At 55.7% G+C, this 13157-nt stretch carries 8 protein-coding genes; 6 read left to right on the top strand and 2 right to left on the bottom strand.

Features of this window, described 5'->3' with window-relative positions:
• The first annotated feature begins 37 nt into the window (after positions 1 to 37).
• Positions 38 to 1177 (top strand): glycerate kinase, encoded by a 1140-nt coding sequence (locus GVO84_RS17960; RefSeq protein WP_159514815.1) that lies wholly within the window; start codon positions 38 to 40, stop codon positions 1175 to 1177.
• Between the two features lie 89 nt (positions 1178 to 1266).
• On the opposite strand, the gene barA is transcribed toward GVO84_RS17960, so the two are convergent.
• Positions 1267 to 4026, bottom strand: coding sequence for a two-component sensor histidine kinase BarA (gene barA, locus GVO84_RS17955; protein WP_121424547.1), 2760 nt, complete (start codon positions 4024 to 4026; stop codon positions 1267 to 1269).
• A 57-nt stretch (positions 4027 to 4083) separates the two neighbouring features.
• On the opposite strand from barA, the gene rlmD reads away from it, so the two are divergent.
• The 5 genes from rlmD to eno all read left to right on the top strand — a co-directional run bounded on the left by rlmD (position 4084) and on the right by eno (position 11768).
• Positions 4084 to 5382, top strand: a complete 1299-nt coding sequence (rlmD, locus tag GVO84_RS17950; protein ID WP_121424546.1) for a 23S rRNA (uracil(1939)-C(5))-methyltransferase RlmD — start codon at positions 4084 to 4086, stop codon at positions 5380 to 5382.
• A gap of 51 nt (positions 5383 to 5433) precedes the next feature.
• Positions 5434 to 7665 (top strand): GTP diphosphokinase, encoded by a 2232-nt coding sequence (relA, locus tag GVO84_RS17945; RefSeq protein ID WP_023309015.1) that lies wholly within the window; start codon positions 5434 to 5436, stop codon positions 7663 to 7665.
• 69 nt (positions 7666 to 7734) lie between these two features.
• Positions 7735 to 8526, top strand: coding sequence for a nucleoside triphosphate pyrophosphohydrolase (mazG, locus tag GVO84_RS17940; RefSeq protein WP_159514814.1), 792 nt, complete (start codon positions 7735 to 7737; stop codon positions 8524 to 8526).
• A 223-nt stretch (positions 8527 to 8749) separates the two neighbouring features.
• The gene (pyrG, locus tag GVO84_RS17935) at positions 8750 to 10387 is read left to right on the top strand and encodes a glutamine hydrolyzing CTP synthase (protein WP_023309013.1); all 1638 of its coding nucleotides are present in this window, start codon (positions 8750 to 8752) and stop codon (positions 10385 to 10387) included.
• Positions 10388 to 10469: 82 nt separating this feature from the next.
• Positions 10470 to 11768 (top strand): phosphopyruvate hydratase, encoded by a 1299-nt coding sequence (gene eno, locus GVO84_RS17930; protein WP_023309012.1) that lies wholly within the window; start codon positions 10470 to 10472, stop codon positions 11766 to 11768.
• Positions 11769 to 11821: 53 nt separating this feature from the next.
• Here eno and GVO84_RS17925 read toward each other — a convergent pair whose 3' ends face one another.
• Positions 11822 to 12931 carry an SDR family oxidoreductase gene (locus GVO84_RS17925; protein ID WP_159514813.1) on the bottom strand — a complete coding sequence of 370 codons (1110 nt, stop codon included), beginning with the start codon at positions 12929 to 12931 and terminating at the stop codon, positions 11822 to 11824.
• Positions 12932 to 13157: the final 226 nt, after the last annotated feature.

The following is a 13157-nucleotide window of genomic DNA, read 5'->3' as shown; positions in this document are numbered from 1 at the left end:
GTATGCTTAACGTAACGACTATGCGTAAGGATGGCTTATGAAAATTGTTATCGCACCGGACTCGTATAAGGAAAGTTTGAGTGCGCTTGAGGTTGCGACAGCGATAGAACGTGGTTTTCGCGAGATCTTCCCCGAGGCGGTTTACGTCAAACTGCCGGTCGCGGACGGTGGCGAAGGGACGGTTGAGGCGATGATCGCGGCAACGCAGGGACGCATTGTGCATGTTCCGGTGACCGGCCCGCTGGGTGAGCGCGTGGAAGGGTTTTATGGCTTATCCGGTGACGAGCAGAGTGCCTTTATTGAAATGGCGGCGGCAAGCGGCCTGGAGCTGGTCGTCCCTTCGCAGCGTAATCCCCTGAAAACCACCTCGTGGGGCACGGGCGAACTTATTCGTCACGCGCTGGATGCGGGCGTTAAGCATATCATCATCGGCATCGGCGGCAGCGCCACCAATGACGGCGGAGCAGGGATGGTGCAGGCGTTGGGGGCAAAGCTGCTGGACGACAGCGGGCAGCCCCTTGCTCTGGGCGGGGGCGAGCTGGGAAAACTTGCGCGTATCGACCTGAGCGGGCTGGACAGACGCTTGGCGGAGTGCCGGATAGAGGTCGCCTGTGATGTGACGAATCCGCTCACCGGAAAGGATGGCGCGTCAGCCGTATTTGGCCCGCAAAAGGGGGCCACGCCCGAGATGATCGTTACCCTGGACAACGCGCTGGCACAGTATGCGAGAGTCATTGCCCGGGATCTGGATATCGACGTGCTAAACCTTGCTGGTGGCGGCGCGGCGGGTGGCATGGGGGCCGCGCTGTACGCCTTTTGCGGCGCGCAGCTGCGCCAGGGCATTGAGATCGTGACCGATGCGCTACACCTGGCCGACCAGGTGGCCGATGCGGATCTGGTGATCACGGGAGAAGGCCGCATCGACAGCCAGACGATCCACGGCAAAGTCCCGGTGGGCGTGGCGAGAGTGGCAAAACGCTTTAACAAACCCGTTATCGGCATTGCAGGAAGCCTGACGGCGGACGTTGGCGTGGTACACGATCACGGCATTGATGCGGTGTTTAGCGTGATCTACACCATCTGCTCGCTGGAAGACGCGCTTGAAAATGCCAGCGAGAACGTCAGGATGGCCGCAAGGAATATCGCGGCGGTGCTGAAAGTGGGGCAGGCATTTTAGCTGTGATTGCCGGGTGGCGGCTTCGCCTTACCCGGCCTACGTCAGAGCACCTGTAGGCCCGGTAAGCGCAGCGCCACCGGGCTTTTACCTCAGCTCCCCAGCACCTTCATCGCTTCCCGCGTTACGTTATCCATCTCATCCAGCAGCTCAAGGAATTCCGGTTCAAGCTCCGATTCCGGCGTACCGGCACGCAGCTGCTGCTCCAGCAGCTGGCAAAGATTTTTCAGCCGCGGCACGCCGCTGTAACCGCAGCTACCGTGCAGCTTGTGGATTGCTTCCAGCAAATCTTCCGGGTTTTCACCCACCAGCTGCTCTTCTACCTTATTGCGAATTTCCGGCAGAAACGCGACCAGCATTTGCAGCATTTCGCGGGCCAGGTCGGGTTTACCTGCCGCCTGGCGCAGGGCAAGCTGCCAGTCAAAGGTCGCGTTCTGGTTGACGCTGATTTCAACCGGCTCGCTGGATACCGTGTACGTCCCGCCAATATGACCCGGCTTATAGCGTAACAGCAGGTTGTGAAGTTTCTCTTCATCGATTGGCTTCGCCAGATAATCATTCATTCCGGCGCTCAGCAGCTTCTCTTTCTGACCGGCCATCGCGTGCGCGGTGACCGCAATGACCGGCGTTTGCTGCTGATGCGGCAGCTGGTGGATCAGCTCGCAGGCCCGAATGCCATCCATGCCCGGCATTTGAATATCCATCAGTATCAAATCAAACTGCATCTGCTTAGCCTGTTCAACCGCCTGCGCGCCGCTGGTGCACAGCTCCACATGCTGAACCTGGTCTTCAAGCAATACACCAATGAGCTTCAGGTTGGCCGGATTATCATCCACCGCCATCACGCTCATCGGCAATTTTTGCTCATCGTCAATCAGCGGGAGGGCATGCTGGCTAAGACGGCAATACTCCGTGAGCGCGGGCAGCAGGCGGGTCGCGGTGAGCGGTTTCAGCAGACACGCGGCGGCCCCGTCATTTTTCAACTCTTCTGCATTGAGCTGGGCATGGCAGGGCAGCGCCAGCAGCAAATAGTCGGTCATTGACGCGGCTTTCGCCAGCCGCTCCTGCTGCATGGTCAGCTCGCCGGTGAAGGTGACCGGGATCCCCATCAGCAGAATGTCGTAGTGCTCAACGGCAAGCGCTGAGAAGGTTGGGCTGTAGACCACCTCCAGCGGCGTGGTGCTTAAAATATCGAGCGCGCACTGCGCTGCTGCCGCGTTAGGTTCGACGTAGGCCAGACGCTTGCCTTTCAGGCAGTCCGTCACCGGGCCGTCGGTCAATACGTTTGGATTGAGGTCCAGATTAATGTGGAACCAGAAGGTTGAGCCGCGGTTCGGCTGGCTGTGGAAGGAGATATCGCCGCCCATCTCGTTCACCAGGCGCTGCGTGATCACCAGCCCCAGGCCGGTACCGCCATGACGGCGGGAGATACTGGCGTCCGCCTGACGGAACGCCTGGAACAGACGCGACTGATCCCGCTCAGGAATCCCGATGCCGGTATCGCGGATCTGGACTTCAATCTGCACCTTATTGCTGCTGATCGAGCGTTTTTCTACCAGAATGTCGATATTACCGCTTTCGGTGAATTTAATGGCATTCCCGACAAGATTGGTAATGACCTGCTGCAGACGCAAAGGATCGCCAATAACGTTATCCGGCACGTCGTTTTTTATGTTGAGCGTCAGCTCAAGGCCTTTGTCGTGCGACGAGTGCGCGAGCAGCGTCACCACCTCATCGAGCGTACTGCGCAGCGGGAAGGGAATACTCTCCAGGATCAGCTTGCCCGCTTCCAGCTTGGAGAAGTCCAGCACGTCGTTGATGATCGCCAGCAGGTTGTTGGCCGAGCGTTCAATGGTGTGCAGGTGATCGCGCTGAGTCGGGTTGAGCTCGCTTTTCAGGGTCAGGCGGGTGAAGCCGATCACGCCATTGAGCGGCGTACGCAGCTCGTGCGACATATTGGCCAGGAATTCCGACTTAATACGTGCCGCTTCCTGAGCGCGCTTTTTCGCCAGATCCAGCTCAACGTTCTGGATCTCCATCTGCTCCAGCGTTTCGCGCAGGTCGGACGTCGCCTGGTCAACGTTGTGCTGCATCTCTTCGTGATACGCCGCCAGCGACATGGCCATCGAGTTGATGCCGTTCTTCAGCATATCCAGCTCGCCCAGCATAAACCCTTCCACCCGGCTGTCGAGCTGTCCCCGTCGGATGCGGTCAACCGTGTTAACCATGTTGCGGATGGGGCCCGTCACGTCGCGCATCAGGCGCCAGCCGAAGATCAGCGCAATGCCAATGCAGAACAGCATCATCACGCCAGAGATGAAGATTTCTTTATACTGCTGTAGCCGGACCGACTTGAGATCCAGCTCCAGCGCTACATATCCCAGCATATTGTTGCTGGATTTGGCGTCGGACTGCGCAGACTCATCGGGTGAATAGCTTTCAGATACGATCGGCGTGCGCAGGATCATGATATCGCCGCGCCGCAATACGGTGAGATGGCGAGGGAACGGCGTACCGTCCGGGATCTTCAGGGCCGCAGGATCGAGATGAAAATTCGAGGTGACAAACAGGCGGTTATGTTCGTCGTAAACGGAAATGGCGCGTACGATGTCCGAGTGGCGGCGGTGGAGTACGCTGATTAACTGACCAATGGATTCGCGGTTTTGCAGGTTCATGCCGTACTCGCTGGAAACGGCAAGCGGTTCGATAATGCTGGCGCCTGCATCCTCCAGCTGTCGCTGCAAATCGTTATAGCGGTGCACCACAAAGAAGATACTCAGCAGCAAACCGATGAGAACGGTGGGGGCGAGGATCAAAATCATCATGCGCGCGCGCAGGCTGTAGTTGGTCATGGCGTTCCGTTATGGGACAATTAAGATAATTATGTTTATGTGAGAAAAATCTCGGCGATGGCGCAATTCTACTCTGCAAAGCGACGCGTGACGACGCGTCAAATCATCACTGTTGAAGCCACGGACCTCGATCCGTTTGGGCAGGGAGTGGCACGTCACAATGGTAAGGCTCTGTTTATAACAGGTTTACTGCCAACAGAACGAGCAGAAATTACGCTGACGGAAGATAAACGCCAGTTCGCGCGCGGACAGGTTAAGCGTCGTCTCAACGATAGCCCGGAGCGCGTGAAGCCCCGCTGCCCACATTTTGGCGTTTGCGGGGGCTGCCAGCAACAGCATGCGAGCACAGAATTACAGCAAAAAAGCAAAAGCCGCGCGCTGGCGCGTCAGCTTAAACACGACGTTAACGAAATTCTCGCCGATGAGCCCTGGGGCTACCGTCGGCGCGCCCGCCTGAGCCTCAGCTATCAGCCAAAAACGGCGCGGCTGGAGATGGGGTTTCGCAAGGCCGGCTCCAGTGACATCGTCGATGTGCAGCAATGCCCCATTTTGGTGCCCCATCTTGAGGCGTTGCTTCCGGATGTGCGCACCTGTCTCTCCGGGCTGGACGGCGTTCGCCACCTTGGGCATGTCGAACTGGTCATGGCAAACAATGGACCGCTGATGGTGCTGCGCCATACCGCGCCGCTGTCGAAAAAAGATCGCGAAAAACTGGAACGCTTTTCGCATTCCCACGACCTGGCGCTTTTTCTTGCACCACAAAGCGAGATACTTGAGCAGGTTACCGGTGAGGCGCCCTGGTATGCGTCAAACGGGCTACGCTTAACGTTCAGCCCGCGGGATTTCATTCAGGTGAATGATGGCGTAAACCAGCAGATGGTTGAGAAAGCGCTGACGTGGCTGGATGTTCAGAAAAGCGATCGAGTGCTCGATCTGTTCTGCGGAATGGGCAACTTCACGCTGCCGTTGGCGCGAAAAGCGGCCAGCGTCGTCGGCGTGGAAGGCGTTGAGGCGCTGGTGGCTAAAGGGCAGGAGAACGCACAACAGAACGGCTTGCAAAATGTGACATTCTTTCATCAAAATCTTGAGGAAGATGTCACCCAACAGCCGTGGGCAAAACAGGGCTTTGATAAAATTTTGCTCGACCCGGCGCGTGCCGGTGCCCCGGGTGTGATGGCACATATTATTAAACTCGCGCCGAAGCGTGTGGTCTATGTTTCCTGTAATCCGGCAACGCTTGCCCGGGACAGTGAGGCATTAATCAGCGCGGGTTACCAGATTCAGCGTCTGGCAATGCTGGACATGTTCCCGCACACTGGTCATCTGGAATCGATGGTGTTGTTCGAGCACATCTAATTTGTTTGGCTTGTCGACTTCGACAGGCCCTGGTCCCTAAAGGAGAGGACAATGGTTGCGGTAAGAAGTGCACATCTCAATAAAGCTGGGGAATTTGACCCACAAAAATGGATCGCAAGTCTGGGAATTTCCAGCCAGCAGTCGTGTGAACGCTTAACCGAAACCTGGGCCTATTGTCTGCGCACCACGCAGGGGCATCCGGATGCCGATCTTCTCCTGTGGCGCGGCGTGGAGATGGTTGAAATCTTATCCATGCTGAACATGGACATCGAAACGCTGCAGGCCGCGCTTCTCTTCCCCCTCGCGGATGCGGACGTGGTCAGCGAAGACGTGCTGCGCGACAGCGTCGGGAAATCCGTCGTCGCGCTGATCCACGGCGTGCGGGATATGGCGGCCATCCGCCAGCTTAAAGCTGCCCATACCGATTCCGTCTCTTCAGAACAGGTTGATAACGTTCGCCGGATGCTGCTGGCCATGGTGGATGATTTCCGCTGCGTGGTCATCAAGCTTGCCGAACGTATTGCCCACCTGCGTGAGGTGAAGGATGCGCCGGAAGACGAGCGCGTGCTGGCCGCCAAAGAGTGTACAAACATCTATGCGCCGCTGGCGAACCGCTTAGGGATTGGTCAGCTGAAATGGGAGCTGGAAGATTACTGCTTCCGCTATCTGCACCCGGCGGAATATAAACGTATTGCCAAACTCCTGCATGAGCGCCGTATCGACCGCGAGCACTATATCGAGGAGTTTGTCGGCGGGCTGCGCCAGGCGATGAAAGAAGAGAACGTGCGCGCCGAAGTCTACGGTCGGCCCAAGCATATCTACAGCATCTGGCGCAAAATGCAGAAGAAACACCTCGCCTTTGACGAGCTGTTTGACGTGCGCGCCGTGCGGATCGTGGCGGAGCGTCTGCAGGACTGCTACGCCGCGCTGGGGATAGTACACACTCACTTCCGTCATCTGCCCGATGAGTTCGATGACTATGTCGCCAACCCCAAACCGAACGGCTATCAGTCTATCCACACCGTTGTGCTTGGCCCTGGCGGCAAAACGGTCGAGATTCAGATCCGCACTAAGCAGATGCACGAAGACGCCGAGCTGGGCGTAGCCGCGCACTGGAAATACAAAGAAGGCACCTCCGGCGGGGCGCGTTCAGGACATGAAGACCGCATTGCCTGGCTGCGCAAGCTGATTGCGTGGCAGGAAGAGATGGCTGACTCCGGCGAGATGCTCGACGAAGTGCGTAGCCAGGTCTTTGATGACCGCGTCTATGTCTTTACCCCGAAAGGGGACGTTGTCGACCTGCCTGCGGGCTCTACGCCGCTCGATTTTGCCTACCACATCCACAGCGATGTGGGACACCGCTGCATCGGGGCGAAAATCGGCGGACGAATCGTACCGTTCACCTATCAACTGCAGATGGGTGACCAGATTGAAATCATTACCCAGAAACAGCCCAACCCGAGCCGTGACTGGCTTAACCCTAACCTGGGCTACGTCACCACCAGCCGCGGGCGCTCGAAAATTCACGCCTGGTTCCGTAAACAGGACCGCGACAAGAACATCCTTGCCGGTCGCCAGATCCTCGACGACGAGCTGGAGCATATCGGGATAAGCCTGAAAGAGGCGGAGAAATTCCTGCTGCCGCGCTACAACTTCAACGAGCTTGACGAGCTGCTAGCGGCCATTGGCGGCGGTGATATCCGTCTGAATCAGATGGTGAACTTCCTGCAGGCGCAGTTCAATAAGCCAAGCGCGGCAGAGCAGGACGCGGCGGCGCTGAAGCAGCTGCAGCAGAAAACCTATGCGCCGCAGCAGCGCAGCAAAGACAATGGCCGCGTGGTGGTCGAGGGCGTGGGCAATCTGATGCACCACATTGCCCGCTGCTGCCAGCCGATCCCAGGCGACGATATCGTCGGCTTTATCACCCAGGGGCGTGGGATTTCGATTCACCGTTCCGACTGCGATCAGCTTGCCGAGCTGCAGTCGCATGCGCCGGAGCGCATCGTGGAAGCCGTCTGGGGTGAGAGCTATTCCGCCGGCTATTCGCTGGTGGTGCGCGTCACCGCCAACGACCGCAGCGGCCTGCTGCGCGACATCACCACCATTCTCGCCAACGAGAAGGTCAACGTGCTGGGCGTTGCCAGCCGCAGCGATACCCGCGAGCAGCTTGCCACCATCGATATGACTATCGAAATCTACAACCTGCAGGTGCTGGGCCGCGTGCTCGGCAAACTGAACCAGGTGCCGGATGTGATTGACGCGCGTCGTCTGCACGGCGGATAAGATTTCCCTCTTTTGTAGGCCGGGTAAGGCGTTAGCCGCCACCCGGCATTTTTTTATCAGGACAGAACCATGACTCAAATTGACCGCCTGCTCGGCATCATGAAACGCCTGCGCGACCCGGAAAACGGCTGTCCGTGGGACAAAGAGCAGACTTTCGCCACCATCGCCCCTTACACCCTTGAAGAGACCTATGAGGTGCTGGACGCGATTTCCCGCGAAGATTTTGACGACCTGCGCGGCGAGCTGGGCGATCTGCTGTTCCAGGTGGTGTTCTACGCGCAAATGGCGCAGGAAGAAGGGCGCTTTGACTTTGATGATATCTGCGCTGCTATAAGCGACAAGCTGGAGCGCCGTCATCCCCATATCTTTGGCGATGCCACCGCAGGCAACAGCGCGGAGGTGCTGGCCCGCTGGGAACAGATCAAAAGCGCCGAGCGGGCGGAAAAATCTCAGCACTCGGCGCTGGATGATATTCCGCTGAGCCTGCCCGCGCTGATGCGCGCGCATAAAATCCAGAAACGCTGCTCCGCGGTGGGGTTTGACTGGACCTCCCTCGGCCCGGTGCTGGATAAAGTGCACGAAGAGATTGATGAAGTCATGCACGAAGCGCAGCAGGCGGTGGTGGATGAAGCAAAGCTTGAGGAAGAGATGGGCGACCTGCTGTTTGCGACCGTCAACCTTTCTCGCCACCTGGGTGTAAAAGCGGAAACCGCCCTGCAAAAAGCCAACATAAAATTCGAACGACGCTTTCGCGAAGTTGAGCGGATTGTCGCCTCGCGAGGCCTGGAAATGAGCGGAATTGACCTCGAGGCAATGGAAGAAGTCTGGCAGGAAGTAAAGCGCCAGGAACATGATCTCTAACGAGATTTTGCGATCAAGCGCAATTTGTGTGATTTTTTAAATGACAAGCGCTTGATTTGCGTCAAAAACATTTACCCAAAAGGGGCTATTTTCTCACTCCTTATGTTTGTCATGGCCTGGAATGGAGACGGAGAATGAAAGTTTGTGGCGCTCGCCGTGTTCGGGTATACTACTTTCCCGTCCTGGTTATTCCATCGTTTCACCCTAACTTCTCAGGTTCAGCATGACAACGAACTATATTTTTGTGACCGGCGGGGTCGTATCCTCTCTGGGTAAAGGCATTGCCGCAGCCTCCCTCGCAGCCATTCTTGAAGCCCGTGGCCTCAATGTGACCATGATGAAACTGGATCCGTACATCAACGTCGATCCGGGCACCATGAGCCCAATCCAACACGGGGAAGTGTTCGTTACTGAAGACGGCGCTGAAACCGATCTGGATCTTGGCCACTACGAGCGTTTCATCCGCACCAAAATGACCCGTCGTAACAACTTCACGACTGGCCGCATCTATTCCGACGTTCTGCGTAAAGAGCGCCGTGGTGACTACCTGGGTGCAACCGTTCAGGTTATCCCGCACATCACTAACGCAATCAAAGAACGCATTGTTGCGGGTGGCGAAGGCCACGACGTGGTGCTGGTTGAAATCGGCGGTACCGTGGGTGATATCGAATCCCTGCCATTCCTGGAAGCGATTCGTCAGCTGGCGGTAGATATTGGCCGTGAACACGCGCTGTTCATGCACCTGACCCTGGTGCCGTACATGGCCGCTGCAGGCGAAGTGAAAACCAAGCCGACTCAGCACTCTGTGAAAGAGCTGCTCTCTATTGGTATTCAGCCAGATATCCTGGTTTGCCGCTCCGATCGCGCGGTTCCGGCGAACGAACGTGCGAAAATTGCATTGTTCTGTAACGTGCCTGAAAAAGCCGTTATTTCAATGAAAGATGTCGATTCCATTTATAAAATCCCGGGCCTGTTGAAATCTCAGGGCCTGGACGATTATATTTGTAAACGATTCAGCTTGAACTGTCCGGAAGCTAACCTGTCTGAATGGGAACAGGTTATTTATGAAGAAGCCAACCCGGCAGGCGAAGTGACTATCGGTATGGTCGGCAAGTACATTGAACTGCCGGATGCCTATAAGTCAGTGATCGAAGCGCTGAAACACGGTGGTCTGAAGAACCGTGTCTCTGTGAACATCAAGCTGATTGATTCGCAGGATGTTGAAACGCGTGGCGTTGAAATCCTGAAAGATCTGGATGCTATCCTTATCCCTGGCGGCTTCGGCTACCGTGGTGTAGAAGGCAAGATCGCTACCGCGCGCTATGCGCGTGAAAACAATATTCCATACCTCGGCATCTGCCTGGGTATGCAGGTTGCGCTGATCGAATTTGCGCGCAACGTAGCGGGAATGGAAAACGCGAACTCTACGGAATTTGTGCCAGACTGTAAGTACCCTGTGGTGGCGCTTATCACTGAATGGCGTGACGAAGAAGGTAACGTCGAAGTCCGTACCGAGAAGAGCGATCTGGGTGGCACCATGCGTCTTGGCGCACAGGCCTGCCAGCTGTCTGACGATAGCGTGGTTCGCAAGCTGTATGGCGAGCCGGTCATCACCGAGCGCCATCGTCACCGCTATGAAGTCAACAACATGTTGTTGAAACCTATTGAAGCCGCGGGCCTGCGTGTTGCGGGCCGCTCCGGGGATGATCAGTTAGTCGAGATCATTGAAGTGCCAAACCATCCGTGGTTTGTCGCCTGCCAGTTCCACCCGGAATTTACTTCAACGCCGCGTGACGGGCATCCGCTGTTTGCAGGCTTCGTGAAGGCCGCCAGCGACTACCAGAAGCGTCAGGCGAAGTAAGAAAAGTTAGAACGGCAACGCGTACCTTTGGTACGCGTTGTTTGTCTGGAGTTTTAGTTTAACTTGTACTGAGGAAAATCTAATGTCCAAAATCGTTAAAGTCATCGGTCGTGAAATCATCGACTCCCGTGGTAACCCGACCGTTGAAGCCGAAGTTCACCTGGAAGGTGGTTTCGTTGGTATGGCTGCTGCTCCATCAGGTGCTTCTACTGGTTCTCGCGAAGCGCTGGAACTGCGCGATGGCGACAAATCCCGCTTCCTGGGCAAAGGCGTACTGAAAGCGGTTGGCGCTGTAAACGGTCCGATTGCTCAGGCAATCCTTGGCAAAGACGCCAAAGACCAGGCTGGCATCGACAAGATCATGATCGATCTGGACGGTACTGAAAACAAATCTAACTTCGGTGCGAACGCAATCCTGGCTGTTTCCCTGGCGAACGCCAAAGCGGCTGCTGCAGCGAAAGGTATGCCACTGTTCGAGCACATCGCTGAACTGAACGGCACCCCAGGCAAATACTCCATGCCTGTACCAATGATGAACATCATCAACGGTGGTGAGCACGCAGACAACAACGTTGATATTCAGGAATTCATGATTCAGCCAGTTGGCGCGAAATCCCTGAAAGAAGCGGTTCGTATGGGTTCTGAAGTGTTCCACAACCTGGCTAAAGTTCTGAAAGCTAAAGGTATGAACACTGCTGTTGGTGACGAAGGTGGCTATGCGCCAAACCTGGGTTCTAACGCAGAAGCACTGGCTGTTATCGCAGAAGCAGTAAAAGCTGCGGGCTACGAGCTGGGCAAAGACATCACCCTGGCGATGGACTGTGCAGCATCTGAATTCTACAAAGACGGTAAATACGTTCTGGCTGGCGAAGGCAACAAAGCATTCACCTCCGAAGAGTTCACTCACTTCCTGGAAGACCTGACCAAACAGTACCCAATCGTGTCTATCGAAGACGGTCTGGACGAGTCTGACTGGGCTGGCTTCGCATACCAGACTAAAGTACTGGGCGACAAAATCCAGCTGGTTGGTGACGACCTGTTCGTAACCAACACCAAGATCCTGAAAGAAGGCATCGAGAAAGGCATCGTTAACTCCATCCTGATCAAATTCAACCAGATCGGTTCTCTGACCGAAACTCTGGCTGCGATCAAAATGGCGAAAGACGCTGGCTACACCGCTGTTATCTCTCACCGTTCTGGCGAAACTGAAGACGCTACCATTGCCGACCTGGCTGTGGGTACCGCTGCAGGCCAGATCAAAACCGGTTCTATGAGCCGTTCTGACCGTGTTGCTAAATACAACCAGCTGATTCGTATCGAAGAAGCGCTGGGCGAAAAAGCACCATACAACGGTCTGAAAGAGATCAAAGGCCAGGCATAATTGCTTAAGCCTTAAAATGAAAATGCCAGTCGAATGACTGGCATTTTTTTTGGCTATTTAAAATCGACCGCCATTTGCTCCGGAATGGTCAGCCCCTGGGTGGTCTGCACGCAGCGGGCGATGTAGTCCGTAAACCGGGGTGGCTTCGGCATCCCCATGCTCAGCAGCTTATCGTTGCTGAAGCGCACGTTAAGCGTGGCAAACGCACCGTATAAACGCATGGCTTTCAGCATCAGACGTTCGTTGCACGGCCCAAAAATATGTTTCAACTCGCGGCGCATTCTGACCAGCGTTTCGTAGCTGACCTGCGCATATTTATCCCCGACGGGGGCTTTCTCCAGCGCCTGCGCCATTGCCTGATCGATATCCGCAAAGCGAACGCTGTTCTCTTCTCCCGCAGAAATGTGTACCACTTCTCCCGGACGAGCGTTGCTGTTGAGCAGCATTAACATCGCGTCGGCGCAATAATCCACCGGAACAACGTCGATCCGGTCTTCCATTGAGCACATAAACTTTTGCAGCATCAGGCCCATGCTAAAGACCCAGAAAATGCTGCTCGAGGGTGTGCAGCCGTGACGGGTATGGCCGACGACGATGGACGGACGGGCGATAAGCAGCGGCAGGTTCGGACACTCCTGGCGCATCAGCTGTTCGATGGTTGACTTCGAAAAGGTGTATTCCACCAGGTGTTCAGCATTCTCTCTGAATTCAGCGCTTTCGGCGACCAGTGAATCCTGCTCAGGCGTGCATGACATCGCGGTGCCAACGTGGAGGAAACGCTGCAGTCCTGTGACCTGCTCCATACGGCGCGCCAGCGCGAGCGTACCTTCAACGTTGACCTTCCAGATCAGCGGGTTATTACCAAATGAGGCGACGGCCGCACAGTTAACGACATGCGTGACCCGATCCAGACGGGGATCGTGCAGAAAGGCTTCAGGCTGGCTGAGGTCGCCAATCAGGATATTATCCACCTTCAGGGAGGCCAGTTTGTCCTCAGGAACGTTGAACTTGCGCATATTCTCCAGCACCCGCTCCAGCCCGCTCTGCGGATCGCCGGCGCGCGCAAGCAAAAGGAGTTCTACGGACTGATCGTTGGTCAGGATTTTTTCAAGAACTGCACCGCCCAGAAATCCGGTTACGCCTGTAATCAATAACATCTTCATTAATACCGTCTCATTATGATTGATGAGGCGGATTGTAGGCGCGCAAAAGTAAACGGCATTTAAATAATAAATCGCCGAAACCGACAGCATCTTAAGCTTATTTTAAGGAAAGGAAATCGGGTGGATATATTGGACATTAGCGGAAGGGTAAAAATTCACTCTATTAAAATTTAAATTTTAACCTATTGAATTTAATGTTTTTTATGGTGGATCGCCCGAATAGTAA

This window comes from Enterobacter sp. SM3 (assembly GCF_009811935.2).
Taxonomy (GTDB): Bacteria; Pseudomonadota; Gammaproteobacteria; order Enterobacterales; family Enterobacteriaceae; genus Enterobacter; species Enterobacter asburiae_D.
The sequence above is the reverse complement of the archived record's forward strand: the minus strand, read 5'-3'. Positions and strand labels throughout refer to the sequence as shown.